Source organism: Intestinimonas butyriciproducens, assembly GCF_004154955.1.
GTDB classification, from domain to species: Bacteria; Bacillota; Clostridia; order Oscillospirales; family Oscillospiraceae; genus Intestinimonas; species Intestinimonas butyriciproducens.
In genome coordinates, this window is record NZ_CP011524.1 from 40,878 (window position 1) to 65,505 (window position 24,628).

A 24,628-nucleotide genomic window follows, 5' to 3' on the forward strand; every position below is an offset into this window, starting at 1 on the left:
TCAAGGCGAAGTCTTTTCCATAGTCAGATAAACTGGAATTTGTTACTCCACTTGGTAAATCTGATGAGACTGCCAAACAGTTACTTTTTCACCGTCTATTTCAAGCGTCTTTCCCTTTTCTGCTTCATCAATACTAACCTTGATATCGGTTATTTCTCCGTTTTGAATTGCTGTAAGAAGGCCTGCATCTTCATCGTGATTATAGGCTATAGGATTTCCTACAAGTGCCAAATAATAAGTTTTTCCGTTGCTTTCAATTACTACTAAAGGCTTAGTGTACTCCTCAACTTGTACATAACCTGTTATTGTTCCCTCTATGTCCTTTGTTTTGCTTGAGCAAGCAGTAAGGGTTACAATCATAACTACAGCAAGCATTAAGGAAATTATTTTCTTCATAGTTTGACCTCCACAAGTTCCGATTTATCTTTCTATCATATTACCATATCTCCCTGCTCGTTTCAATGATTGGTAAAAGTGCCGAAGTTTAGACCGCCAACATTTTAAGTTAATTGGGACGATAAAGATTTCTCCTTGACAATCTCCAGATGAACTGTTATGATGGAGAAGCTGTTTTGATGTATGAAATGATTGGCGCCCTCCCCTAATCGTTTATACGGATTGGGGAAGGGCGCCTTTTTGTCTCACAAAACAAGTTCTTTTTAGGAGGTATCCGATTATGTATCAGGGTACTGTGAAGTGGTTTAATGCGGAGAAGGGCTTCGGCTTCATCTCCAATGACGATGGCGGCGAGGACGTGTTCGTCCACTTTTCCGCCATTCAGACGGATGGCTACCGCCAGCTCGCCGAGGGTCAGAAGGTCACCTTTGACACGGAGCCTGATCCCCGTGGGAACCGGGGCCTGCGCGCCGTGAACGTGATCCCCGGCTGAAAAGGCAGCAAACAGAAAGAGGGCCGGACCCCAACGGGGTCCGGCCCTCTTTCTGTTTGCCCCCGGAAAGGCGGGAACGCCGCCCCTCAGAGCTCTACCACCGAGCCTGTGGAGAGCGCGTGGAGCCGCTCCCCCAGCACGGGGCGCATCAGCTCGAAGGCGGGGGTGCCGGTACAGTGTCCGGTCCAGATCTCACCGATTCCCAGCTCCAGGAGCCGCCGGCCCAAAGCGGCCGCCTCCTCCGGCGGCACCCCCAGGGAGGCGGCGCCGGAGGCGCCCATCAGATGGAAGCCGCCCAGAAAGGCCCGGACAGGGAGGCCCGGGAAGGCGGCCATGGCCTCCTCCGTCACCGTATCCGCTCCGGCGTGGGAACAGCTGCTGAAAAGGATCAGGCCGGAGGTGGTGACGAAGACCAGACTCTGCTCGTGGGCAAAGTCGTCAGGGCTCAGCCCGGACCCGGTTTGGCGGTACATATGCACCCGCTCTCCCCGGCTCTCCAGGCCCGGCGTATTGTGGGGCAGGAGCCAGACGCCGGGAAAAAGCTCGGTGCGCGCCGTGACATAGTGAAGCCGCGCTCCGTGGGAGAGGAGCTCCTGGGGCACGCCCAGATATTTTCTGGCGTCGCCCCGCAGGACATAGCTGGGCTGCGCGGCCTCCTCCCGCAGATAGAGGGGCGCGGAGGGGTTGCGCTGGAAAAAGGCGCAGAAGCCGCCGGAGTGGTCGTAGTGCCCGTGGGAGAGGACGGCGGCGTCCACACGGGACAGATCGACGCCCAACCGGGCGGCGTTGTCCAGCAGGGCGGCGGAAGAGCCGGCGTCCAGCAGGATGCTGTGTCCCTCGTGCTCAATCACGAGGGAGAGACCGTGCTCACAGAGGAGCCCCTCCGGGGCGGTGTTCTCCATCAGGACCGTTACCCGCACGGCGCTCACTCCCCCTTCTTCCTGAGTTTTTGTTTCTCCCCCTGCTCATTGACGAGGTAGGTGTTGTCCAGATGAGCCTGGAGGCTCTGGCGGATCGAGGCGCGGTATTCGCCCCGCAGCGCTTCCCGCTCCGCAGCCTCCCCGGCGGTGAGAGCCCGCTCCCGGGAGAGTCGGGAGAGCTCGTTGATACGGTCGATCTTGTGCTGTTCCATAGGGTTCCCTCCTTCTCAAATATACCGTTCGATCAGGATCATGGTCCGCCCCTTCTTGGAGGGGCCGGATACCGTGCTGAGCACGCATTTGCCCAGCCCCCGGCAGACGAGTACATCTCCCTCCCCCACAGGACGGTCCGGCTTGTCGCACTCCCTCCCGTTGAGCATCAGCTTTTTTGATGAGATGAGATCGGCCATTTTGGAGCGGCTCATGGAAAAGCCGGAGGCGGCCACCGCGTCCAGGCGCAGAGTGGCCACGGTATCCCGGATCTGTTTGACCTGCCTGACCGGCGGCGTGAGATCCGCCGGGGCCATGGGAGAGACCCTGACCCGCTGCCGCCCCACCTGATCCAGCTGGGAGAGGAGCACGTGCTCCAGCTCCCGGAGCAGAACGGCCTGACAGCCCTCCTCCCCCACCAGCAGATCCCCCACCTTTTCCCGGGTGATACCCAGGCCCAGAATGGAGCCCAGATAGTCCCGGTGGGTGAGGCCGCAGCCCGGCGGGCAGGCGATGCGCACCGCGGAGAGGGGACAGTCCGTATCCAGCCGCCAGTCCTCGGGAGACATCCAATCCGGGAGAAAGACGCACAGCTTTCGCTCCGCGTCCCCGAAGCCGCCCCAGAAGAGGTGTGCCGGGTGGCCGGAAGCGGCGATGAGCCGCTCCGCCGCGGCCTGCTCTGCCAGGGAGAGAAACTGCGTGTGAGCGGGGATGTTTCGGGTGCGGCACAGCTCCAGCTTGTCCAGCGCCCTGGCAAGGAGAAGGCGCTCCTCGGGGTCTGCGGAGAGCTTTCCCAGCAGTTCGGTCTTGTTCATGGTGTCATTCCTTTATAATATCGGCAAAGCCGGCGCCCACCAGGCCGGCCAGATCCCCCGGGGCAAGCTCCACCTGACAGCCGATTTTGCCCGCGCTGACCAGGATGGCGGCCTGGTCGGCGGCGCTCTGGTCCAGCACGGTTTTGAACCGCTTTTTCATCCCGATGGGGGAACAGCCGCCCCGCACATAGCCGGTGAGGGGGGTGAGTTCCTTGACATGGATCATCTCAATGGACTTTTCTCCCACTGCCCTGGCCGCCTTTTTCAGGTCCAGCTCGGCCAGCACCGGCACCACAAAGACATAGTTTGCCTTTGTGGCACCCCGGGTCACCAGAGTTTTGAACACGGAGGCGGGATCGCGCCCCAGCACGGCGGCCACTGTGGCCCCGTCCACCGCCATACCCTCCTGGTGAGGGTACTGGTGGGGCGTATAAGGGACTTTTTTCTGCTCCAAAAGGCGCATGACGTTGGTTTTTTCTTCCGACATGGAAATTCCTCTTTTCTATGGCTTGACGGAGATCAGTCGCCTTTGCCGAAGAGCTTTTGGAAAAAGCCCCCGCGTTTTTCTCCGCCCTTTCCCGGGGCCTTGCCGGACAGCGCCCGTAGACAGGCGGCGGCCTCTTTCACACCTGCGTCGGCGGCCTTCCGCAGCCAGAATCGCGCTTGCTCCGGGTCGGCGCGGAGGCCCTTCCCGTCCCGATACCACTTGCCAAGGATGAACATGGCGTCCTCATCCCCCAGCCGGGCGGCCTTCTGGTAGAGCTCAGCCGCCCGGGCTATGTCCGTGGCGGTCCCACGTCCGGACGCATAACAGTCGGCCAGATGATAGACGCCGGCGGGAAAATCCTGCTCTGCGGAGCGGGAAAACCACTGAAAAGCCAGAGCATCGTCCCGTTCCACACCGGAGCCGGTATAGTAGAGGCTGCCCAGATTGCTCTGGGCGGCGGCATCCCCCTGCTCCGCAGAGCGGCGGTAGAGCTCCGCCGCTTTTGAAAGGTCCTGCGCAAGACCGTGGAAGCCGTTTTCATAGCACAGGCCCAAATTGCACTGGGCGGGGGCATAGCCCTGCTCCGCCGCCCGGCGGAGCAGCTCCAGGCCTCTTTTCTCGTCCTTCTGCATGCCGCTTCCATCAAAACAGCACCGGCTGAGCAGACTCATGGCGCGAGACTGCCCCTTTTCCGCGGCCTTTTGCAGCCATATGACCGCCTGGGCGGGGTCCCTGTCTACGCCGATGCCCCGCAGGTAGCAGAAGCCCAGGTTGCACTGGGCATAGGTGTAGCCCATCTCCGCGGCCTTGCGGTAGAGCGCGGCGGCTTTGGGCTTATCCTCGGGGAGGCCCTGTCCCAGCTCACAGCACAGGCCCAGACTGGCAATGGAGGGAGCGTAGTCCTGCTCTGCGGCCCGGCGATAGAGCTCCACAGCCTTGGCGTCATCGGCCTCCACGCCGTCGCCGTTTTGATAGCAGTCTCCCAGCAGATCCAGTGCCCGGGGGAATCCCCTCCGGGCGGCCCGGTCCAGCCACTCCACGGCCCGGCCGCAGTCCACCTCTGTCCCAATGCCGGTGAGGTAGCAATAACCCAGATTACACTGCGCGGCCAGATCTCCTCGCTGGGCGGCCTGTGTATAGAGGGCTACGGCCCTGGCCTTGTCCTCCGGTACGCCTTCGCCCCGCTCATAGCACAGCCCCAGACTGCACAGGGCGGGGGGATACTCCAGGTCCGCCGCCTTCTGATACCACTGCACGGCCTTTTCGGCGTCCGCCTCCACGCCGTCACCGTCCCGGTAGCAGCTTCCCAGCAGGCTCATGGCCCGGGCGGAACCCTGCTCCGCAGCCCGCTCCAGCCAGGGAATGGCCTGCTCGGGGGCCGGGTCCATGCCGATGCCCGTGAGACAGCAGTACCCCAGGTTGCACTGGGCAGAGAGGTTCCCCCGTTGGGCAGCCTGGGTATAGAGGGCCACGGCCCTGGCCTTGTCCTCCGGCACGCCCTCGCCCAGCTCATAGCAGAGACCCAGCCCGCACAGCGCGGGGGGATACCCCTGATCGGCGGCCAGTTGATAAAGCCGTGCCGCCTCGGCGTCATCCCGGGGGACGCCGTCGCCATCCCGGTAGCAGTCGGCCAGGATGCTCTGGGCCCGGGGAAAGTCCAGCGCGGCGGCCCGCCGGAGCCACGCCGCCGCTTGGGCGGCGTCCTTCTCCACCCCATCCCCATTTAAATAGCACACAGCCAGATTGCATTGGCCCGGCGCATAGTCCCGCTCTCCTGAGCGGCGGTAAAGGTCGGTGGCACGCTTGAGGTCAACCTCTACCCCGGTGCCCATCTCGTAGCAGAGCCCCAGATCACACAGGGCGGGGGGATAGTCCTGTGCGGCCGCCTTCCGGAACCACTCCACCGCTTTTTGCGCATCCGCCGGCGTGCCGTCCCCGTCCCGGCAACAGCAGCCCAGCAGCCGCTGGGCCCGGGGAAAGTCCTGCTCCGCGGCCTGTGTGAGCCACCGGACAGCCTGGACGTCGTCTTCCTCCACCCCGATGCCGGTGAGGTAGCAATAGCCCAGATTGCACTGCCCGGGGGCATAGCCCAGCTCTGCTGCCCTAGTGTACCAGCGCACGGCCTGGGCCTTGTCCTCCTCCAGACCGGCCCCCATCTCATAACAGAGACCCAGCTCGCACACGGCGGGGGGATAGTTGTCCTCCGCCGCCTGGCGAAAAAGCGCCGCCGCTCCGGCCTGATCGGCCTCCACACCGTCGCCGTCCCGGAGACAGCAGCCCAGGATATACCGCGCCCGGGCGAAGTCCTGCCCGACGGCCTTTTGCAGCCACGCCACCGCCCGGGCTTCGTCCTTTTCCACGCCGATGCCATTGAGAAAACACACGGCCAGATTGCATTGGGCCGGGGCGTAGTCCTGCGCGGCGGCCTTTTGATAGAGCTCCGCCGCCCGGACCAGGTCTTGCTCCACGCCGTCGCCATTTTCACAGCAGAGGCCCAGATTGCACTGGGCGGGGGGATACCCCTGCCCGGCGGACGCCTCATAGAGCGCCATGGCCCGGGGCTGGTCCTGGGCCAGGCCGGAGCCGGTCTTGCAGCAGTCGGCCAGGATGCATTGGGCCCGGGCGAAGTCCTGGGCGGCAGCCCGCTCCAGCCACTCCACGCCCTGGGGGGCGTCCGCCTCCATGCCGATGCCATTGAGGCAGCACACGGCCAAGTTGCACTGGGCGGGGGCGTAGCCCTGCTCGGCGGCCTTTCGATAGAGCTCCACCGCCCGGGCCGGGTCCTGGTCCACGCCGGTGCCGTTCTCCCAGCACACACCCAGGATGCTCTGGGCCCGGGGGAAATTCTGCTCCGCCGCCTTTGTCAGCCAGTGGACGGCCTCCTCCGGGTCGCGGTCCACGCCGATGCCATTGAGACAGCATACGCCCAGATTACACTGGGCGGGCGCGTGGCCCTGCTCGGCGGCCAGAAGATAGTATTCCGCCGCCTTGACCGGGTCCTGATCCACACCGGAGCCGTTTTCCCAGCACAATCCCAGGCTGCATTGCGCCCCCGCATAGCCCTGGTCGGCGGCCTGGGTATAGAGCTCCACAGCCCTGCCCTGGTCCTCCTCCACGCCTGTGCCCATCTGATAGCAGCGGCCCAGGGCCTCTATGGCCCGGAGGTCGCCGGACTCCGCCGCCAGGGAGAACCAGTGGGCGGCCTGAACCATGTCGCTGTCCACCCCGTCCCCCTCAGCGTACCGCACGCCCAGGTCGTACTGTACGGAGGTATCTCCCAGCTCTGCCTGCTCCAGCATGGCCTGAAAGTCCTGCTGGGCCTTCTGCACATTCTGCATGGCTTTGAGAATGAGCTGCGTATTGACAAAGACGACGTCCTGGGGATTGGAAAACTCCTTCTGCTCCCCGCGGTCGTCGGATTTGGGATCCATCTGCTCCACCTGCTTTCTATGTATAGGAGTAAGAGGAACGCGGACCACGCCGCGCCTACAAAATCCATTTTACAACGAGAGCACGTGCAACACAAGATAAAAAGGGATGCCCGGCGGATCGTGCCCGGGAATCCCGGCGGGAGGAAAGCCGGGGTGAGGTAGAAGAAAAAATAACCCCGTTTGGCGACAAACCCTCGCCACCAGGCGAGGATTCGTGCCGCAAGAGGGTGCTCGGAACCGGGAGAGGCGGTTAAGGCCCAGATTTCCGGAAATAGAAAAGGCCGCCCGCAGAGCAGCCGCCAAGCCGGAGCAAGGGCGTGGGTTAATAACATCTTTTTGCTCAGAGAATAAAAAGATGTCGGAGCAAAGCGGGCTTTGCTCCGACATGGCACGCCCGAGAGGAGTCGAACCTCCGGCCTACCGCTTAGGAGGCGGTCGCTCTATCCAACTGAGCTACGGGCGCATAAAACAAGCGAGTCTTATTGTAACCCAAAACCCGCCCGCTGTCAACGGGGCGCAGAGGGCGCGCCAAATCGGGCCCATGCGGCGGATTTTGCGGGAAAGGACGGTGGTATCCCAGAAAAAGGTTGCTTTTTTAGGACAGGTACGTTATAATACGTGGTTGAGTTTTCACCGTATCTGTAAAAAGAAAGATTTGAGGTGCATCCCCCTTGCAGAACAACCATTTGAGAAACGTAGCCATTATCGCCCACGTCGACCACGGAAAGACCACGCTGGTGGACGAGATGCTCAAGCAGGGCGGCGCATTCCGGGAGAATCAGGCCGTAGCCGAGCGCGTGATGGACTCCAACGACCTGGAGCGGGAGCGCGGCATCACCATTCTGGCCAAGAACACCGCCGTACAGTATGGCGATGTGAAGATCAATATTGTGGATACCCCGGGCCATGCCGATTTCGGCGGTGAGGTGGAGCGCATCTTGAAGATGGTCAACGGCGTCATCTTACTGGTAGACGCCGCAGAGGGGCCTATGCCCCAGACCCGGTTTGTTCTGAGCAAGGCGCTGGAGCTGGGACACCGGGTCATTGTGGTGGTCAACAAGATTGACCGTCCCGACCAGCGGATCCACGAGGTCGTGGACGAGGTGCTGGAGTTGCTGCTGGATCTGGACGCTACCAGTGAACAACTGGACTCCCCCATGCTGTTTTGCTCCGGGCGGCAGGGCACTGCATCCTACTCCCCCGAGGTGGAGGGCACCGATCTCAAGCCTCTGTTCGAGACCATCCTCGACTATATCCCCGCCCCGGAGGCGGACACCGAGGCCCCCTTCCAGATGCTGGTCTCCTCCATTGATTACAACGAGTTTGTGGGGCGCATTGCCATCGGACGCATCGAGCGGGGCGTCGTTAAGCAGAATCAGGAGATCGCAGTGTGCAATTTCCATGACCCGGACGCCGTGCCCAAGAAGGCCAAGGCGGTCTCTCTCTATCAGTTTGACGGGCTGGGAAAAGCGGCCGTCACCGAGGCCACGGCCGGCAACATCATTGCCATGAGCGGCATCGGAGACATTACCATTGGCGACACTATCTGCGATCCCTCCGCCGTGGAGCCCATCGAATTTGTCAAGATATCCGCCCCCACCATTGAGATGACCTTCTCGGTGAATGACTCCCCCTTCGCGGGGCGGGAGGGCAAGTTCGTCACCTCCCGTCAGCTGCGGGAGCGCCTGTTCCGGGAGACACTGAAGGACGTGTCCCTGAGGGTCACCGAGACCGACTCCACCGATTCCTTCAATGTGGCTGGCCGGGGTGAGATGTCCCTGTCCATTCTCATTGAGACCATGCGCCGGGAGGGCTATGAGTTCCAGGTCTCTCCCCCGCGTGTGCTGTATCAGGAGATCGACGGCCAGAAATGCGAGCCTATCGAGCGCCTGGTGGTGGACGTGCCCTCCGACTGCGTGGGCTCCGTCATTGAGAAGATCGGCTCCCGCAAGGGCGAGATGCTGGAGATGAACCCGGTGGGCAGCCGCATGAAGCTGGAGTTCCTGGTCCCCGCCCGGGGCCTCTTCGGCTATCGCAATGAGTTCCTCACCGACACCAAGGGCGAGGGCATCATGGCCTCTGTCTTTGAGTGCTACGCTCCCTATAAGGGAGAGGTCTCCCGCCGCAGCAGCGGCAGTCTGGTCTCCTTTGAGACCGGGGAGAGCGTAACCTACGGCCTCTTCAACGCACAGGAGCGGGGCGTCCTCTTTATCGGGGCCGGCGTGCCGGTATATGCCGGTATGGTAGTGGGCGAGACGCCCAAGAGCGAGGACATCACGGTAAATATCTGCAAGAAAAAGCAGCTCACCAACATGCGGGCCGCAGGTTCGGACGACGCCCTGCGGCTCACCACCCCCCGCCAGATGTCGCTGGAGCAATGTCTGGAATTCCTGGCCGACGACGAGCTGCTGGAGGTCACGCCTGAAAATCTCCGCCTGCGCAAGCGCATCCTCAGCCACGCAGACCGGATGAAGGCCCTGAAGGGCAACAAATAAGAACGACCTATAAATGGGAGCGGCGCTGTACCACAGCGCCGCTCTTTTTGCTGCGGCCACAGCCGCCGCGCCCTGTGGAGGCCGCTTTCAAACAGCCGCCGCAGGGTGCATTCCTTTATTAGGTTGAAAGGTAAGGATATATTAGAAATTTTATAATAGACAGAAAGAAAAAGTTTGGTATGGTTAAAACGGAGATAAAATTTGCGGCGCCGCCGCTGCTTCCACAGCAGATGGAACAGGAAAGGAAGAAGAACGATGCAGGAAAAATATCGCGTATTGTTTGAGCCGGGCCGGATTGCGGGGGTGCCCCTTAAAAACCGCTTTTACATGGCCCCCATCGGTCCGTCCGGTATGTGCGACGCGGAAGGCGCGTTTACCGAGACGGCGGTGGAGTACTATGCCGTCCGGGCCCGCGGTGGCGTCGGACTGATCATCACCGGGGACTGCTTTGTGGAAAATGAGATCCAGCCGTGCGTCATGCCCTCCCACGTGGTCCCTACCCTGCGCCCCACCTGCTTTATCCGCTCCGCCAAACGCCTGACCGAGCGGGTACACGCTTACGGAACAAAGATTTTCATCCAGCTCTCCGCCGGCTTCGGCCGGGTCGGCCACGCCAGCAACGTCAGCGGGGACGTGATCGCCCCTTCCCCGGTGGAACACCGCTGGATCAAGGGCCTGATGTGCAGGGAGATGACGGTGGAGGAGATCCATACCTTTGTGCGCAAGTTTGGCGAGGCGGCGGCTCACGCCAAAAAGGCGGGCTTTGACGGCGTGGAGATCCACGCCATACACGAAGGGTATCTGTTGGATCAGTTTACCCTGGCGCTCTTCAATAAGCGCACCGACGCATACGGCGGCAGTCTGGAGAACCGGCTGCGCTTTGCGGTGGAGATCGTCCAGGAGATCAAGCGGGTCTGCGGGGCGGACTTCCCCGTGGGCGTGCGGTACAGCCCCAAGAGCTTTGTCCGTGATATGAACGAAAAGGCCGGGGGTCTGCCCGGGCAGGAGTTTGAGGAGCTGGGCCGGGATATGGACGAGGGACTGACGGTGGCCAAAATGCTCCAGGATGCGGGCTATGATTTCCTAGACGCGGACGTGGGCTCCTATGAGTCATGGCACTGGAGCCATCCGCCCATGTACCATCAGAAGGGCATGTATCTGCCCTATGTCTCTCAGCTCAAAAAGGTGGTGGAGATCCCGGTGATGTGCGCCGGGCGCATGGACAATCCGGACATCTCCTCCGCCGCTCTTGCCGGCGGCAAGATCGACTTTGTGGGTCTTGCCCGTCCCCTTCTGGCCGATCCCGACTATGTGGAGAAGCTGCGCCGGAACCAACTGGAACGCATCCGACCGTGCCTGTCCTGCCAGGAGGCATGTATGGGGCGGCTCCAGAAGTTCAGCAGCGTCTGCTGCGCCGTCAATCCTGCGGTGGGCCGGGAGGTGGCCTATGCCGTCGGCAGGGCGCAGGAGCGGAAAAAGGTGCTGGTGGTGGGCGGCGGCGTGGCCGGCTGTGAGGCCGCCCGGGTCTGCGCCCTTCGGGGGCACGATGTCACCCTCCTGGAGGCCGCCGGGCAACTGGGGGGAAACCTCATCCCCGGCGGGATGCCCGACTTTAAGGAGGACGACCATGCTCTGGTGCGCTGGTATTCCCATGAGCTGCAGGAGCTGGGGGTGCGGGTGGAGCTGAATACCCCGGCTACGGCGGAGATCGTCCGTGCCAGCGGCAGCGACACCGTGATCCTGGCCACCGGATCCAGGCCCGTGGTGCCCGACCTGGGCGCCCCCGACCGGGTGCGCACGGCGGCGGATGTGCTGATGGGCGGGGAGGACCCCGGAAAGCGGGTCGTAGTCGTGGGCGGCGGCCTGGTGGGCTGTGAGCTGGCCCTTTGGCTGCGCAAGCAGGACAGCACCCGGGAGGTCACCCTGGTGGAGGCGCTGCCCGATGTGCTGATGGTGGGGACGCCGGTCTGCGACGCCAACACGGATATGCTCAAGGCGCTGCTCCCCTTCCACGGCGTAAATGAGGAGCTGGGCGCCCGGGTGGTGCGCACGGAGCCGGACGGCGTGGTCCTTCACCTGTGTGACGGCAGTGAGCAGAAACTGGAGGCCGATACCATCGCCGTCGCAGTGGGATATCGCTCGGAAAACAGACTCTTCCAGGAGCTGCAGGGGCTGGACGCCCAGCTCTTCCAGATCGGGGACGCCAACAAGGTGGCGAATATCCACTATGCCATCTGGGATGCCTATGAGGTGGCGAGGGGCATTTGAGACTGCCCGGCAGAATAAGTGATGAAAAAATCCTGCGGCCGCTGATCCGGCTGCAGGATTTTTTAAAGAAAGGTCACTTTTGGTGGTTTTTGTGGTGGATGGTCAGGGCCAGCCCGACGGCAGCCAAAGAAAAGCAGACCGCGGCCATTCCCAAAAGCTGCACGGGGTCCATGTTCTCCGCGGTGGCGGTGCCGGTCTCGGGCAGGTCCCCCATTGGCACTGCCGTATCCTCCAGGATCAGGACCGCTCCGGACTCCGGGATGGGCTCGGCGGAAGCGGGCGCCGCCGCCAGGGCGCCCGGGAGCAGGAGCAGCGCCAGAAGCAGCGGGAAGAACAGCGCCAAAGCCGTATGGGGTCTCTTTTCCATATCATCCATCCCCCTTTGTGGAAGAGAGCTCGATCATTGTCTTCATTAAACACCCCGGCGGTTACATTACGGTCACATTTTTTATATTTATCACTAGTTATAACAAATATGTGTAATTATTAGAAAAATAAATATCGCCCGGAAAATCTGTGACTTTCCGGGCGATGAAAGGGTGAATGGGGTTACAGGGAAAGGCTTCGTTCGATCCAGGCGCTGCCGATGACCACGTCGCCCTGATAAAAGACCGCAAGCTGCCCGGGGGTAGGGGCCCGGGCGGGCGTATCCAGCAGAACGTCCACGCCGCCCCGCTCCAGGGGACGGATGACGCCGGGGGCCTCCGTGCGGGAGTGGCGCAGGCGGACCGTGACCTCCATGGGGCCGTCCAGCGCATCCATGGCGATCCAGTTGGGGCGGGAGCACAGAACGCGGTCCGCCATCAGGTCCGAGCCGTCGGAGAGGGTGACGGTATTGTGTTCCGGGTCCAGCGAGGAGACGAAATACCGGTGGGGCCCGGAGACGCCCAATCCCCGGCCCTGGCCGATGGTGTAGTGGTGGATGCCCAGGTGGCGTCCCAGGACGCGGCCCTCCCCGTCGATAAAGTTGCCGGGCGGCGGCGTAGGGCCTCTGCGGTCCAGCCAGGCGGCGTAATCCCCGTCTGGGATAAAACAGATCTCCATGGAGTCGGGCTTGTGGGCCACAAAGAGCCCCATCTCCTCTGCAAGGGCCCGGACCTGGACCTTTTCATAGCCGCCCAGGGGGAAGACAATATGCCGCAGCAGGGCCTGGGTCAGGCGGGAGAGCATGTAGGACTGGTCGTTGGCGGGCTGGCCCTTGCGCAGGAGCATGCGGCCGTCCGGCCCGGCGGTCACCCGGGCGTAATGGCCGGTGGCGATAAACTCGGCACCCACCTGCTCCCCTACTCTGCCCAGAGCCGGAAATTTTACCAGAGGGTTGCAGCGGGCGCAGGGCAGGGGCGTGCGCCCTGCCAAATACTCCCGGGCAAAATCGGCGCAGACGAAATGTTCCAGCTCGGCGCGGATATCCACAGAGTGGAAGGGCAGGCCCAGGCGGTCCGCCAGCGTCTCGGCGTCCCCGCCTCCCCCCAGGCCGATGTCCAAAAAGACGCAGTGTACATCATAGCTCTCCCGCAGCAGCGCGGCGGAGACGGCGGAGTCCACTCCGCCGGAAAGTCCCAAAATCAGCTTAGGCTTCATAGATTACCTCCAAGGTGTCAGCCCTTTTCCAGCCAGATCATCAGTGCCGCGATATCCGACGGGCTGACGCCGGAGATGCGGGAGGCCTGACCCAGGTTCAGGGGACGTATTTTATCCAGCTTCTGCCGGGCCTCTATGCGCAGCACCGGTATGTCCATATAGTCCAGACCGGGAGGCAGCGGCCGGGTCTCCAGCTTCCGCATCTCCTCCACCTGGCGCTGCTGCCGCGCGATGTACCCCTCGTACTTGAGGGCGATCTCCACCTGCTCCGTCACCTCGGCGCACAGCGTCGGCCGGTCCGGGTCAAAGGGGGCCAGATCGGCATAGCCCACCCGGGGCCGGCGCAGCAGGTCTCCCAGGCGGGCGCCGTCCCGAGGCGGGGTCTCTCCTCTTTCCGCCAGCATGGCGTTGAGAGCCGGAGAGGGGGCGGCTCCCGTCCCCTCCAGGCGTTTGATCTCCCGGTCCACGGCGGCGTATTTGTCCAGCACCCGCCGGTACCGCTCCTCGGACACCAACCCCACGGCGCGGCCCACCGGACACAGCCGGCGGTCCGCGTTGTCCTGCCGGCACAGCAGCCGGTACTCCGTCCGGGAGGTCATGATGCGGTAGGGCTCGTTGGTGCCCTTGGTCACCAGGTCGTCAATGAGCACACCGATATACCCCTGGTCCCGGGAGAGGATCATGGGCGGCCGGCCCAGCAGCTTCAGCGCGGCGTTGACCCCGGCCACGAAACCCTGGACGGCGGCCTCCTCATAGCCGGAGGAGCCGTTGAACTGTCCCGCGCCGTAAAGGCCGGGGATACGAATGTGCTCCAGGGTGGGATAGAGCTCGGTGGGGTCGCAGCAGTCGTACTCGATGGCGTAGGCGCACCGGGTCATCTCGGCGTGCTCCAGGCCGGGTATGGTGTGGAGCATCTCCACCTGCACGTCCTCCGGGAGGGAGGAGGAAAAGCCCTGGATATAGAGCTCCTCGGTGTCCAGGCCCATGGGCTCGATAAAGAGCTGGTGCCGGGGCTTGTCGGCGAACCGGACCACCTTGTCCTCGATGGAGGGGCAGTACCGCGGGCCAACCCCCTCGATGACGCCGGAGTAGAGGGGGGAGCGGTCCAGATTGGCACGGATGACGGCATGGGTGTTCTCATTGGTGTAGGTGAGATAGCACACTGCCCGGTTTTCCGGAGGGGTTTTTGTCTCGAAAGAAAAAGGGACCACAGTCTCGTCCCCCGGCTGGAGCTCCATCCGGGAAAAGTCCACGCTGCGGCGGTTCACCCGGGGGGGCGTGCCGGTTTTGAAGCGGCGGAGTCCGACGCCTAGGGCCCGCAGGCTCTCCGTCAGGGGGAGGGCGGCGGCCAGACCGTCCGGGCCGGACTGCCGGGTTACGTCTCCCACAATGGTGCGGCCCCCCAGGTAGGTGCCGGTGCAGACCACTGCCGCCCGCACCCCATAGACCGCCCCTGTGGAGGTCCGAACGGCGGAGACTTGGCCCGCCTCGGTCAGCACGTCGGTGACCTCCGCCTGCTTGACCCACAGATTTTTCTGGAGCTCCAGGGTGTGCTTCATCTGTTTCTGATATTCCCTGCGGTCCGCCTGGGCCCGGAGGGACCAGACGGCGGGGCCTTTTCCCTTGTTGAGCACCCGATACTGGATGCAGGCGCGGTCCGCACAGCGGGCCATCTCGCCGCCCAGGGCGTCCAGCTCCCGGACCAGATGTCCCTTGCCGGTGCCGCCGATGGCGGGATTGCAGGGCATATTGCCCACTGCGTCCAGGTTGACCGTGAAGCACACGGTCCGCAGCCCCATCCGCGCGGCGGCCAGGGCGGCTTCTATCCCGGCGTGTCCCGCGCCGATGACGGCGATATCAAATGTGCCGGCCAGATAGTCCATGACAGTTCCCCCGTTTCCAAGCCGGGATAGAACCCCGGCGATCCGCCGGGGCGGAATTCAGTTCCGGCCCGCAAGAAGGCAAATATTTCTGAGGCGGTTTAATCGTGCTCAATATAATAGGGCTTCATCAGACTGGGCTGCTCGGTGGAGTCCTTCACCGCCCCGCTCTTCATGGGCAGGGGGGCTGGGCCGCCCCGATGACCGCGGCCATGGTCCTGGCGCTTCTTGGGTGCGGGCGCTGGGGCGGACGCTTTTTCCTCCCGGGGACGGGGTGCCGGAGAGACGGACTGGGCGGAGGAGGACTTTTTCCGCCTGTGTTTCTTCCCGACGCGCTCCTGAGGCGCCTGGACACGGCCCTTCTGTGCGGGCACGGACCGGGGGGACAGCAGCCGGGCGGTGGCGTCCATAATGCGGTCGGAGCCGAGGGGATCGGGGCGGCGGAAATCCTCATATCCGGCCTCCGACGTGCCGGCGGTCCGTTCGGGAAGCACGGCGTCCAACTTGTGGGAGAGCTCCCCCTCCGCCTTCTGCCAGCGGGGAGCGCGGCGCTTCCTGCCGCCCTCCCCCTTTGGCGCGGACACGGGGACCGCCTGGACCTTTTGGGGCTTTGCCGCGGGCGACTTGGCTGGCTCCGCCCCCCGGCGCTGCTCCTCCTCCGCGGCGGCCTTTGCGGCCGTGTCACGGGCCCGGCGGCGCTCCTTGGCGGCGGCGCGGGCCTCCGCATCGTCGGCGTTCACGGCCCGCCCCTTGGCGTCCCTGGGGGCCTCAAAGACCTCCATGGGCCAGGGGTGTTCCTCCACCACGGGGATTTTCTGGCCGATCAGCTTTTCGATCCCCCTGAGGTACTCCTTCTCGGCGAAGTCGCAGAAGGAGACGGCGCAGCCCCCGTGGCCGGCCCGCCCGGTGCGGCCGATGCGGTGGACGTAGGTCTCGGGGACCTCGGAAAGATTGTAATTGAATACGTGGGAGAGCTCCTCGATGTCGATGCCCCGTGCGGCGATGTCGGTGGCCACCAGGACCTGGGTCCGACCGGCCTTGAAGTCGCTGAGTGCCTGCTGCCGGGCGGTCTGGGATTTGTTCCCGTGGATAGCGGCGGCGGAGATGCCCGCCTTCATCAGGTCTCCCGCCACCTTATTGGCCCCGTGCTTGGTGCGGGTGAACACCAGAGCATTTTTGACCCGCATTTCCCGGATGAGGTGGGAGAGAAGCTTGGACTTGTTGCTCTTGTCCACAAAGCAGAGCTTCTGGTCGATGACCTCCACCGGGGAGGACACCGGGTCCACCGCCACCCGGGCAGGGTCATGCAGAAGGCCGTTCACCAGGTCCATGACCTCGGGGGGCATGGTGGCGGAGAAAAAGAGGGTCTGCTTTTTCGGCGGGAGGAGCTTGAGTACCCGGCGGACATCGTGGATAAACCCCATGTCCAGCATGCGGTCGGCCTCGTCCAGGACGAAGATCTCCACCCGGCTCAGGTCCAGCAGGCCCTGACCCTGGAGGTCCAGCAGACGGCCGGGCGTGGCCACCAGAATGTCCAGGCCCCGCTTGATCTTGTCCACCTGGGGCTGCTGGCCAACGCCGCCGAAGATGACGGCGGAGCGAAGGGGCAGATTCCTCCCGTAGGCCTCAAAGCTCTCCTGGATCTGGAGGGCCAGCTCCCGGGTGGGGGTGAGGATCAGGGAGCGGATATACCGCGGGCCCACCACCACATCGGCGTTGAGACGCTGGAGGATGGGGGTGGCAAAGGCGCAGGTCTTGCCGGTGCCCGTCTGGGCGCAGCCCAGCACGTCCCGGCCCAGCAGCGCCGGGGGGATGGCCCCCGCCTGAATGGGGGTGGGCTCGGCATAGCCCTGGGCGTCCAGCGCCCGGAGAATGGGGGCGATAAGCCCCAGATCCTTAAAATTCATTCGACGTTCGATCCTTCTCAATCAATTTTTGGCGCGGCGAACGGGGCGCGCCTGTGCGCGCCCTATGACAGGCGGAGGTCCGCCCTCCGGGCGCTCACCGCAGCGCCCGGAGCACCAGAGCCACGGTCTCCTCCAGGGACTGCCGCCCCACGTCCACAGTGAGATCGGCATAATTCCGATAGAGCGGCGCGCGGTAGGCGAAGAGGTCGGCCAGAGTTTCGCCCGGAGCCATTGCAATGCCCCGGGTGCTGATATTATTGAGCCGGCGCTCCAGCTCCTCAAGCGGCAGATGCAGATAGACGATCCGGCCCAGCGCCTTCAGGTGGGACATGGCCCGCTCCCGGCACACCGCGCTCCCCCCGGGCGCGATGACGGTGCCGCGGCACTCCACGGAGCAGATGGCGTCGGCCTCCACATCCAGAAAGGCCTCCACGCCCAGCGAGTCCACCAGAGACTGCAGGAGGGCGCCCTCCCGCTGCTGAATGACCAGATCGGTATCTAAAAACGCATAGCCCAGGGTCTTTGCCAGGAGTACGCCGACCGTACTCTTGCCCGCCCCCGGCATGCCGATGAGTATAATGTTATCCATGGCCGTGCCCCTTAGTTTCTCTGAAATCCTGCAGCATCATACCCGCGATGGACAAGGGGCAATCCGGTGTTTCGGGCACGGATCGTCCCCTGTCCATCAAGGGTATCGAATCATTATAACAAAAAAAGCGCGCTCTGGCAAATCCTTTTGCCGGAGCGCGCCGGTTTCTCAAAAGCCTCGTGCAGGAGCGCGCAGCTCAGGGTGCGCTCCCCTTGCTCTTCGCAGTCCCCACCCCCGCGGCCTCCTTGGCCTCCTCAGTGCCGACAAAGGTGAGCGTGGAGTAGTTTTGATACATCCGCCGGTCGGGAAAGTGGACGTCCAGAAAGACGTCCACCGGGTTTTGGGGCGGGCGGCCCATCTGCCGGGCGTCCCAGCGGGCCAGCGCCGCGGCGGAGAGCAGGATGTTGACCGCCATGAACCCCGTCAGCGCCCAGGTGAGGGGCTTGCCGATCGGGCCGGGGATGCGACCGATCCAGCGGCACATGCGGGGATAGAGGTCCTTTACCCAGAGCACGGCGGCCACCCCCCAGAACATGGAGTAGAGAAGGCTCACCCGGCCGTTGATGTTGAGAGGGATGTGGCTGTAATCCCAGAAGCAGGCCCCGAACAGCACCTCCTGGACCCAGGAGCACAGGTATTCGTAGGCCCCTCCCAGCACCGTGCCCGCCAGAAAGATCACCAGATCCCGCCGCCCGGTGAGGCGGTGGAAGCACACGGTAAACAGCACCGCGCCCAGGCCCCACACCAGAGAGAACTGCCCGTAGATGAGTCCGCTGCGGTTCTGGAGCTCCCCACGGGTGAGGAGCATGAACAGGGTTTCGGTGATCGCCCCCAGGAAGGAGGCGATAAAAAACACCCAAAAGAGCTTGTAATAGCTCACGCCCCGGGCAAAAAAGCCGGGAATGGTCTCGGAGGAGGGCTTGGGGACCTGCCCGGCCTTCCCGCCCGGCAGAAGCTTCGCATCGGTCATACGCGGACCTCCCATGTTTCGATAGAGATCCACTGTACCACAGTATTCTTAAGAACACCCCAAAGAAATTCTTAAATTTTCCTTGCATCAGTCCCGGCGCTTTTTGGCCGGTGGATAGGGGTCCCTCACATCCGTGCGCCCCATCAGATAATCCACGCTGGTGCCGTAGAGGTCGGCCAGACGGCCCCAAATCTCCGGCGGAATAGACCGACCCCCGCTTTCATAGTAGGCATAGGTCCTCTGCGGAAGGCCGATGGATGTCCCCACAAATGCCTGAGACCAGTCGCTGTCTTCCCGCAAATCTCGAATTCTCCGGAACGTCATATCGATCACCCCGGAAAATTTTAACCAAGAACAAATTGAGCTATTGACAAAATGAACGTTTTGTTCTAATATATGGAAAAAAGATAGAAAGAAGGGAAAACATGGATTCTTATAAGGAGGCCTATCTGGGTCTGTTCAACGCCGTCACCGACTGCATCGAGTCGCTGCGGCGGGCCCAGCAGGAGGCGGAAGAGCGGTATCTGGCTCAGGCGGAGGAGGCCCGCTCTGCGCCGGAAATGCCCACCGAGAGCAGCAATGCGTAATTCTCATACCCGCGCACGGACAGCTCGTCCAGCAGAGGGTCCTCAAAGAAGGGGCCGCGCAGGGCGAGGCCCCGGGCGGCGGCGTGGTCCAGCACCCGGCGGTAGCCCTCCGCCACCGTGCCGTAGCCGCCGGTGTGGAACAGCGTGAGGTACCGCCCGGCCTGCCTGACATAGAGAGTGGCGTCCCGGCCCGGCCGACGGGAGACCTGCGTATAGAAGTGGGTATACGCGGACAGGTCCCAGCTCCGCGCCCCCTCCAGCGGGAGCATACAGCCCACGGGGTGGGGACTGCGGACGCCGTGGGCCTGGCAGTAGCGCACATGCTCGGCCAGCGAGCGGGCGGAATCTGCATCGCTGGTCATGGGGTGGGAGGGCGTACACACCAGAAGGGCCTCCGGCTGCACCTCCTCCGCCACCACGCCCGGCGTCCGCGCCAGGGCCGAGCGGGTGAGGGCGGCCTTCTGCCGGGCCAGGTCCCGCATCTGCCGCAGGCGGCGCAGCTTCCGATCCAGCAGAGCGCCCTCCCGCTCCAGCAGCTCCACCAGCTCCCCGGGACTCCGCCGGTCCAGATAGGCCCTGATCTCGGAGAGGGGCATGTCCAGCTCCCGCAGGGTCTCGATGACATGAAAGACCTCCAACTGCTGGGGCGCGTAATAGCGGTAGCCGTTCTGACCCACCCTGGCCGGTGAGAGGATGCCCAGCGCGTCGTAGTGAAACAGGGTGTGCTTGGTGACGCCGCAGAGCGCTGCGAATTCCCCTGTGGTAAAGGCCCCGTTCACGGCGCCGCCCCCCTTACAGGAAATGTAGAAAATTTTGCTTGACTATCGGGTTACCCGATGGTTTAGTATACCCCTTGCCATCTTTTTATGCAAGCGGGTGAATGCTTTGAACAGCGCGCTGGACCGGGAGTATGGCTTCTGGTCCCTTTTTCGGTTTGCTCTGCCGACCATCATCATGATGATTTTCATGTCGCTCTACACCATCGTGGACGGCATCTTCGTCTCCCGGTTCGTGGGCTCCTCCGCCCTGTCGGCGGTAAATATCGTCTACCCCCTTGTCAGCGTGGTCATCGGTCTGGGGGTCATGCTGGCCACCGGCGGCAGCGCCGTGGTGGCCCGGAAGCTGGGCGAGGGGGATGAGGAGACGGCCTGCCGTGATCTCACCCTCCTGGTCCTCACCGGGGCGGCGCTGGGGACGCTCTTCTCCCTGCTGGGACTGGCGTTCTCCGCCCCCATGTCCCGGCTGCTGGGCGCCAGCGACGCCCTGTTGAACTACTGCGCCGACTACCTGCGCATCCTGCTCCTCTTCGCCCCGGCCAGCATCCTCCAGCTCCTGTTCCAGAGCTTTTTCGTCACGGCGGGACGGCCCGGCCTGGGCCTGGGGCTGACGGTGTGCTCGGGCCTTACCAACGCGGTGTTGGACTATGCGTTCATCGTCCCCCTGGATATGGGCATCACCGGGGCCGCCCTGGCCACTGCGGCGGGCTACTGCGTCACCGCCCTGGCGGGGATGGGCTTTTTCGCCCTGCGCGGGAAGGGGCTCCGGTTCCGGCGGCCGCGCTGGGAGAGCAGGATGCTTCTGTACGCCTGCGGGAACGGCTCCTCCGAGATGGTGACCAACCTCTCCAACGCCGTGATTACCTTCCTCTTCAACCAGCTCATGCTCTCCCTCCTGGGGGAGGACGGCGTGGCCGCCATCACCATCGTCCTTTACGCCCAGTTCCTGCTCACCGCCCTCTATATGGGTTTCTCCATGGGGGTGGCGCCGGTGATCAGCTTCAACTATGGGGCGGCCAACCACGCCCGGCTCCAGCGGGTCTTCCGCTGCTGCCTGGGGTTCATCGCCCTCTCTTCCGCCCTGGTGTTCGGCGCCTCCCTGGGCCTGGCGGAGCTGGTGGTGGCGGTGTTCTCCCCGGCGGGGACCGCCGTGCACGCCATCGCCCTGGATGGATTTTACAAGTTTGCGCCCGCCTTCCTCTTCGCCGGGCTCAATCTGTTCGCCTCCGCCCTCTTTACCGCCCTCTCCGATGGGCTGGTATCCGCCGTCATCTCCTTCGCCCGGACCTTCGGTTTTCTGCTGCTGGCCCTGCTGCTGCTGCCCGGCGTGCTGGGGGTAGACGGAGTGTGGATCGCCGTTCCCTTCGCGGAGCTGGCCTGCTGGGCCCTCTCTATCGGCTTCCTGGCGGCCAAGCGAAACAAATATCACTATGTATGAACAGAAAAAGGACACGGCGTGATTTAGTGAAGGAAAACTCCCCCTCTTAGTGAAACAACGTTGTTTGAAACGTATAGAATTATTGTGCAGCCCGGTGGAAAGCTGTCCGCACAGCCGCATCTGAAAGGCGCGGAGGAGTTTATCACGGTCTTTGTGGGCGCGGTTGAAATTGTGGTTTCAAATGATCGCTACAGACTTGAAAAAGGCGATTCGATCCGGTTTTGCGCGGATGTTCCTCACGCCTGCTTGAATCCGGGGGCAGAGACGGCAGAATTGAGCATGCTGATTTACTATAACAAATAAGAAAATAACGCAGATGTTCCTGCGTTTCTCAAAAATAAATGCGTATGGGGGTGACGCTTTCTGAAGCGTCACCCCCATTTTATGGGCGCAGATGGACGGGGCGGTCAGGCCGCCTCCCGGTCCGCCGAGGCGTCCCGCTCCCGCAGGATACGGGGGAACTTCCACAGGAACACCAGGCCCGTGCAGGTGGCGGCGCAGACGTCCGCCACAGGCTCGGCCAGATAGACGGCAAAGACCTGGTTGGAGAGAAAGTGGGGCAGGATATAGATCAGAGGGATGAGAAGGGCGATCTTCCGCAGCAGGGCGAGGAAGAGGGAGACCTTGGCCTGCCCCAGGGCCACGAAGGTCTGCTGGCAGGAGAACTGCATCCCCAGCATGAACATGCCCCCGAAATAGACGTGCAGGGCCCACTCGGCGGCCCGGACCAGCTCCTCCTTGTCGTTGAAGATGGAGATAAAGACGCAGGGGAAGAGCTGTACGGACAGGAAGAAGACGGTGCTCAGCGCGATACAGGAGAGGAAGAGCAGCTTGAAGGTCCGTCGGACCCGGTCCGTCTTGCCTGCGCCGAAGTTGAAACCCAGGATCGGCTGGGCGCCCTGGGTGAGGCCCTGGAGGGGCATCACCAGCACTTGCATGATGGAGGAGGCGATGGTCATGGCCCCCACGTAGGTGTCGCCGCCGTAGAGCTTGAGAGAGGAGTTAAGGGCGATGTTCACCAGGCTTTCGGTGGACTGCATGATGAAGGGGGACACGCCGATGGCCATGACGGGAAGGAGCACCTTGGGATCCAGGCGCAGGTGCCTGGCCTGGATGGTGAGCCTGGACCGCTTTCCCGTGAGGAACTTGAGGACCCACAGGGCGGATACGGCCTGGGAGAGGATGGTGGCCAGGGCCGCGCCCTGCACGCCCATATCAAAGCCGAAGATCAAGACGGGGTCCAGCACGATGTTGCACACCGCGCCGATGATGACCGTCAGCATGGAGACGGTGGAAAAGCCCTGGGTGGTGATGAAGTTGTTGAGCCCCAGAGAGAACTGCACCGCGATGGTGCCCCAGAGATAGATCCCAAGATAGTCCGAGGCGTAGCCCAAGGTGTTCTCGCTGGCGCCGAAGAGGAGCAGCATAGGGTCCTTGAAGACCTGGAAGAGCACGGTGACCACGAGGGAGATGACCACCAGCAGAGCGGTGCAGCCGCCCAGAATGGCGTTGGCCCCCTCTTGGTCCCCCGCCCCCATGCGGATGGCGGCCTTGGAGCCGCCGCCCATGCCCGCCAGGGCGGAGAGGGCGGAGATGAACATGATGACGGGAAAGGCCACGCCCAGGCCCGTGAGGGCCAGATCGCCGGTCCCCTCGATATGGCCGATGTACATCCGGTCCACGATGTTGTAGAGGGCGTTCACCAGTTGAGCGGTGATGGCCGGGATGGCCAGCCGTATCAGCAGCGACCCTATGGGGTCGTTTCCAAGATCATTCTGGCGCTTGGATTTCAAAGTATCGTCTCCTTCTTTCTGGTTTCAGTGCTTGCCGGCGGAGGGCTCCCCGTCCTCGCTCTCCAGAAAATAGGTGGCCTCCATGTCGGCCACCGAGAGGGCGAAGGCCAGGGGATACTGCTGCAGGGCCTGGCCCACCAGGCGGCTGTCCTCCCCGCCGGAAAAGCCCATGTGCCACCGGATGGCCATGGCCTCCGGGCGGGTGAGCTTCATAAAGCCGGAGATGATGTACACGGACTTCTCTCCGTGGCCATAGGGGAGCTTGTCCTCATAAAAAAAGGTGGGAACCGCCGTCCACTTCCCGTCGGGGCCCTTCACATTGCGGGAGCCCGCCTTGTAGCAGCCGGTCTTGCACAGGTCGTGGAGCAGGGCGGAGACGGCCACCGATTCGTCGGGGGCCTCCACCCCATAGAGCTCCTGGACCCGCTCCCGGGCCAGATATTCACGGAGACAGTGGTAGACGTTGACGCTGTGCTCGCACAGCCCTCCCACATAGGCCCCGTGATAGCGGGCCGAGGCCGGAGAGGTGAAGAAATCCGACTTGTTCTCCAGATAGTCCAGCAGGGCGTCGGCCCCCTCCCGGTGGATGTTGGCACGGTAGATCTCGATGAATTCCTCTTTTGCGGACATGGGGGGACCTCCTTGAATCATATGGTTCACAGCGGCAAGATTCCGGACAGACTCTGGGCGGCCACCGCCATCAGAGGCAGGGTCAGCACCGAGAGCAGGGTGGTGAGGGTGACCATCTGGGCGGCCACGGCGGTGTCCTGCTCGAAGCGCTGGGCCAGCATCCCGGTAGCCCCTGCCACGGGGACGGCGCACAGGATGATGTTGGCGCAGTAGAGCATGGGGTCCAGACGGAGGGGGAGCAGACACAGCATGGGGACCAGAGGGGCGGCCAGCAGCCGGAAGGCGGCCACGCCGTAAAGCCTGGGGCTGGTAAAGCTGCGCTTCAGGTCGGCGCCCGCCATCTGGGCCCCGATGACGATCATGGCCAGGGGCGTGTTGAGGTCGGCCAGAAAGCCCACCGCGCTGTCCACCATGGAGGGGAGACGCCCGCCGGTCAGAAACAGAGGCAGCCCTACCACGAGCCCCACGGTGGCGGGGCTGACAAGGGCCTGCCGGAGCGTGACACGGCCTCCCATGGTCCTGACGCCGTGGGTCCACAGCAGCAGATTGAACACCACCACGGACACCACGCCGTAGATGACCGCCCGTTCCCCCAGGATGGACAGAAGGAGGGGAAGGCCCATAAAGCCGTTGTTTCCATAGACCATGGCAAAGCGCATGGGTCCCCGGCGGCATGGGCTCTCCCCGCGAAAGCAGAACAGGGCCACGGCCGCACAGAACAGGGTGGACAGGGCATAAACCGCCGCGAATTCCAGCAGGAGCCGGACCATGCCGTCGGTGCGCTCAATGGCGAAGGCGTGGATGATGACGCAGGGGGTGACCACGTAGAGGACCAGGGTGGACATCTGGGAGACCCCGTCGGGATACAGCTTTCCCAACTGGGCCAGGACAAAGCCTGCCCCCATGAGAAGAAACAGCGTGACCACCTGTCCGGCCACCAGAGCAAAATTCGACAGCATAGC

23 protein-coding genes and 1 tRNA gene are annotated in these 24,628 nt (G+C 63.2%); 6 read left to right on the forward strand and 18 right to left on the reverse strand.

What is annotated here, in order from left to right; all coding sequences use genetic code 11:
• Positions 1 to 42: 42 nt before the first annotated feature.
• The gene (locus SRB521_RS00205; RefSeq protein ID WP_116721601.1) at positions 43 to 396 is read right to left on the reverse strand and encodes an LptM family lipoprotein; all 354 of its coding nucleotides are present in this window, start codon (positions 394 to 396) and stop codon (positions 43 to 45) included.
• A 280-nt stretch (positions 397 to 676) separates the two neighbouring features.
• Here SRB521_RS00205 and SRB521_RS00210 point away from each other — a divergent pair, with 280 nt between their 5' ends.
• Complete coding sequence (locus SRB521_RS00210) at positions 677 to 889, forward strand: cold-shock protein (RefSeq protein WP_033117653.1); 213 nt, start codon at positions 677 to 679, stop codon at positions 887 to 889.
• A gap of 86 nt (positions 890 to 975) precedes the next feature.
• Here the strand turns inward: SRB521_RS00210 and SRB521_RS00215 are convergent, their stop codons facing one another.
• From SRB521_RS00215 to SRB521_RS00240, 6 genes are all read right to left on the reverse strand, one after another.
• Entirely contained in the window at positions 976 to 1,809 is an 834-nt protein-coding gene (locus SRB521_RS00215) for an MBL fold metallo-hydrolase (protein WP_075705628.1), read from the reverse strand.
• Between the two features lie 5 nt (positions 1,810 to 1,814).
• Entirely contained in the window at positions 1,815 to 2,021 is a 207-nt protein-coding gene (locus SRB521_RS00220) for a DUF896 domain-containing protein (RefSeq protein WP_075704919.1), read from the reverse strand.
• A 15-nt stretch (positions 2,022 to 2,036) separates the two neighbouring features.
• The gene (locus tag SRB521_RS00225) at positions 2,037 to 2,834 is read right to left on the reverse strand and encodes a YlmH family RNA-binding protein (protein WP_116721600.1); all 798 of its coding nucleotides are present in this window, start codon (positions 2,832 to 2,834) and stop codon (positions 2,037 to 2,039) included.
• A 4-nt stretch (positions 2,835 to 2,838) separates the two neighbouring features.
• Positions 2,839 to 3,321, reverse strand: a complete 483-nt coding sequence (gene ybaK / locus SRB521_RS00230; RefSeq protein ID WP_033117656.1) for a Cys-tRNA(Pro) deacylase — start codon at positions 3,319 to 3,321, stop codon at positions 2,839 to 2,841.
• Between the two features lie 32 nt (positions 3,322 to 3,353).
• Entirely contained in the window at positions 3,354 to 6,752 is a 3,399-nt protein-coding gene (locus SRB521_RS00235) for an SEL1-like repeat protein (RefSeq protein ID WP_116721599.1), read from the reverse strand.
• 386 nt (positions 6,753 to 7,138) lie between these two features.
• A tRNA-Arg gene (locus SRB521_RS00240) sits at positions 7,139 to 7,215 on the reverse strand.
• 208 nt (positions 7,216 to 7,423) lie between these two features.
• Between SRB521_RS00240 and typA the strand changes: the two genes are divergently transcribed.
• Positions 7,424 to 9,247, forward strand: a complete 1,824-nt coding sequence (gene typA / locus SRB521_RS00245) for a translational GTPase TypA (protein WP_116721598.1) — start codon at positions 7,424 to 7,426, stop codon at positions 9,245 to 9,247.
• Between the two features lie 255 nt (positions 9,248 to 9,502).
• Positions 9,503 to 11,515 (forward strand): oxidoreductase, encoded by a 2,013-nt coding sequence (locus tag SRB521_RS00250; RefSeq protein ID WP_116721597.1) that lies wholly within the window; start codon positions 9,503 to 9,505, stop codon positions 11,513 to 11,515.
• Between the two features lie 73 nt (positions 11,516 to 11,588).
• Here the strand turns inward: SRB521_RS00250 and SRB521_RS00255 are convergent, their stop codons facing one another.
• The 7 genes from SRB521_RS00255 to SRB521_RS00285 form a co-directional block, all read right to left on the reverse strand.
• The gene (locus SRB521_RS00255; RefSeq protein WP_075704923.1) at positions 11,589 to 11,882 is read right to left on the reverse strand and encodes a hypothetical protein; all 294 of its coding nucleotides are present in this window, start codon (positions 11,880 to 11,882) and stop codon (positions 11,589 to 11,591) included.
• Positions 11,883 to 12,064: 182 nt separating this feature from the next.
• Entirely contained in the window at positions 12,065 to 13,096 is a 1,032-nt protein-coding gene (gene mnmA / locus SRB521_RS00260) for a tRNA 2-thiouridine(34) synthase MnmA (protein WP_075704924.1), read from the reverse strand.
• A gap of 17 nt (positions 13,097 to 13,113) precedes the next feature.
• Positions 13,114 to 14,979: a tRNA uridine-5-carboxymethylaminomethyl(34) synthesis enzyme MnmG gene (gene mnmG / locus SRB521_RS00265; RefSeq protein WP_116721596.1), complete on the reverse strand. Its 1,866-nt coding sequence runs from the start codon at positions 14,977 to 14,979 to the stop codon at positions 13,114 to 13,116.
• Between the two features lie 98 nt (positions 14,980 to 15,077).
• Entirely contained in the window at positions 15,078 to 16,883 is a 1,806-nt protein-coding gene (locus SRB521_RS00270) for a DEAD/DEAH box helicase (protein ID WP_116721595.1), read from the reverse strand.
• A 94-nt stretch (positions 16,884 to 16,977) separates the two neighbouring features.
• Entirely contained in the window at positions 16,978 to 17,472 is a 495-nt protein-coding gene (locus tag SRB521_RS00275; RefSeq protein WP_058116781.1) for a shikimate kinase, read from the reverse strand.
• Between the two features lie 196 nt (positions 17,473 to 17,668).
• Entirely contained in the window at positions 17,669 to 18,442 is a 774-nt protein-coding gene (locus SRB521_RS00280; RefSeq protein WP_075704926.1) for a putative ABC transporter permease, read from the reverse strand.
• A gap of 87 nt (positions 18,443 to 18,529) precedes the next feature.
• Complete coding sequence (locus SRB521_RS00285; RefSeq protein ID WP_058116782.1) at positions 18,530 to 18,766, reverse strand: helix-turn-helix domain-containing protein; 237 nt, start codon at positions 18,764 to 18,766, stop codon at positions 18,530 to 18,532.
• Positions 18,767 to 18,867: 101 nt separating this feature from the next.
• On the opposite strand from SRB521_RS00285, the gene SRB521_RS15895 reads away from it, so the two are divergent.
• A complete protein-coding gene (locus tag SRB521_RS15895) occupies positions 18,868 to 19,029 on the forward strand; it encodes a hypothetical protein (protein WP_165366515.1) in 162 nt (53 codons plus the stop codon).
• On the opposite strand, the gene SRB521_RS00290 is transcribed toward SRB521_RS15895, so the two are convergent.
• Positions 18,972 to 19,808, reverse strand: a complete 837-nt coding sequence (locus SRB521_RS00290) for a MerR family transcriptional regulator (protein WP_058116783.1) — start codon at positions 19,806 to 19,808, stop codon at positions 18,972 to 18,974. The genes SRB521_RS15895 and SRB521_RS00290 overlap by 58 nt on opposite strands.
• Before the next feature lie 97 nt (positions 19,809 to 19,905).
• Here SRB521_RS00290 and SRB521_RS00295 point away from each other — a divergent pair, with 97 nt between their 5' ends.
• Together SRB521_RS00295 and SRB521_RS00300 are read left to right on the forward strand one after the other, a co-directional pair.
• On the forward strand, positions 19,906 to 21,243 hold the full coding sequence (locus SRB521_RS00295; RefSeq protein ID WP_278904245.1) for an MATE family efflux transporter: 1,338 nt from the start codon (positions 19,906 to 19,908) through the stop codon (positions 21,241 to 21,243).
• 60 nt (positions 21,244 to 21,303) lie between these two features.
• Positions 21,304 to 21,546 (forward strand): cupin domain-containing protein, encoded by a 243-nt coding sequence (locus tag SRB521_RS00300; RefSeq protein ID WP_075704927.1) that lies wholly within the window; start codon positions 21,304 to 21,306, stop codon positions 21,544 to 21,546.
• Between the two features lie 104 nt (positions 21,547 to 21,650).
• Here SRB521_RS00300 and SRB521_RS00305 read toward each other — a convergent pair whose 3' ends face one another.
• Genes SRB521_RS00305 through SRB521_RS00315 form a run of 3 tightly spaced genes read right to left on the reverse strand, consistent with a single transcriptional unit; the run spans position 21,651 to position 24,625 of the window.
• Positions 21,651 to 23,036, reverse strand: coding sequence for an MATE family efflux transporter (locus SRB521_RS00305; protein ID WP_075704928.1), 1,386 nt, complete (start codon positions 23,034 to 23,036; stop codon positions 21,651 to 21,653).
• A 24-nt stretch (positions 23,037 to 23,060) separates the two neighbouring features.
• Complete coding sequence (locus SRB521_RS00310) at positions 23,061 to 23,666, reverse strand: HD domain-containing protein (RefSeq protein ID WP_075704929.1); 606 nt, start codon at positions 23,664 to 23,666, stop codon at positions 23,061 to 23,063.
• A 26-nt stretch (positions 23,667 to 23,692) separates the two neighbouring features.
• Entirely contained in the window at positions 23,693 to 24,625 is a 933-nt protein-coding gene (locus tag SRB521_RS00315) for an AEC family transporter (RefSeq protein ID WP_075704930.1), read from the reverse strand.
• Positions 24,626 to 24,628 lie beyond the last annotated feature (3 nt).

Excerpts from the sequence above, each read along its gene's own strand:
- SRB521_RS00205 (WP_116721601.1), bottom strand. The coding sequence starts at position 396 with ATGAAGAAAATAATTTCCTTAATGCTTGCTGTAGTTATGATTGTAACC.
- SRB521_RS00210 (WP_033117653.1), top strand. The coding sequence starts at position 677 with ATGTATCAGGGTACTGTGAAGTGGTTTAATGCGGAGAAGGGCTTCGGC.
- SRB521_RS00220 (WP_075704919.1), bottom strand. The coding sequence starts at position 2,021 with ATGGAACAGCACAAGATCGACCGTATCAACGAGCTCTCCCGACTCTCC.
- SRB521_RS00225 (WP_116721600.1), bottom strand. The coding sequence starts at position 2,834 with ATGAACAAGACCGAACTGCTGGGAAAGCTCTCCGCAGACCCCGAGGAG.
- ybaK (WP_033117656.1), bottom strand. The coding sequence starts at position 3,321 with ATGTCGGAAGAAAAAACCAACGTCATGCGCCTTTTGGAGCAGAAAAAA.
- SRB521_RS00235 (WP_116721599.1), bottom strand. The coding sequence starts at position 6,752 with ATGGATCCCAAATCCGACGACCGCGGGGAGCAGAAGGAGTTTTCCAAT.
- SRB521_RS00250 (WP_116721597.1), top strand. The coding sequence starts at position 9,503 with ATGCAGGAAAAATATCGCGTATTGTTTGAGCCGGGCCGGATTGCGGGG.
- SRB521_RS00255 (WP_075704923.1), bottom strand. The coding sequence starts at position 11,882 with ATGGAAAAGAGACCCCATACGGCTTTGGCGCTGTTCTTCCCGCTGCTT.
- mnmA (WP_075704924.1), bottom strand. The coding sequence starts at position 13,096 with ATGAAGCCTAAGCTGATTTTGGGACTTTCCGGCGGAGTGGACTCCGCC.
- mnmG (WP_116721596.1), bottom strand. The coding sequence starts at position 14,979 with ATGGACTATCTGGCCGGCACATTTGATATCGCCGTCATCGGCGCGGGA.
- SRB521_RS00270 (WP_116721595.1), bottom strand. The coding sequence starts at position 16,883 with ATGAATTTTAAGGATCTGGGGCTTATCGCCCCCATTCTCCGGGCGCTG.
- SRB521_RS00275 (WP_058116781.1), bottom strand. The coding sequence starts at position 17,472 with ATGGATAACATTATACTCATCGGCATGCCGGGGGCGGGCAAGAGTACG.
- SRB521_RS00280 (WP_075704926.1), bottom strand. The coding sequence starts at position 18,442 with ATGACCGATGCGAAGCTTCTGCCGGGCGGGAAGGCCGGGCAGGTCCCC.
- SRB521_RS00285 (WP_058116782.1), bottom strand. The coding sequence starts at position 18,766 with ATGACGTTCCGGAGAATTCGAGATTTGCGGGAAGACAGCGACTGGTCT.
- SRB521_RS15895 (WP_165366515.1), top strand. The coding sequence starts at position 18,868 with ATGGATTCTTATAAGGAGGCCTATCTGGGTCTGTTCAACGCCGTCACC.
- SRB521_RS00310 (WP_075704929.1), bottom strand. The coding sequence starts at position 23,666 with ATGTCCGCAAAAGAGGAATTCATCGAGATCTACCGTGCCAACATCCAC.
- SRB521_RS00315 (WP_075704930.1), bottom strand. The coding sequence starts at position 24,625 with ATGCTGTCGAATTTTGCTCTGGTGGCCGGACAGGTGGTCACGCTGTTT.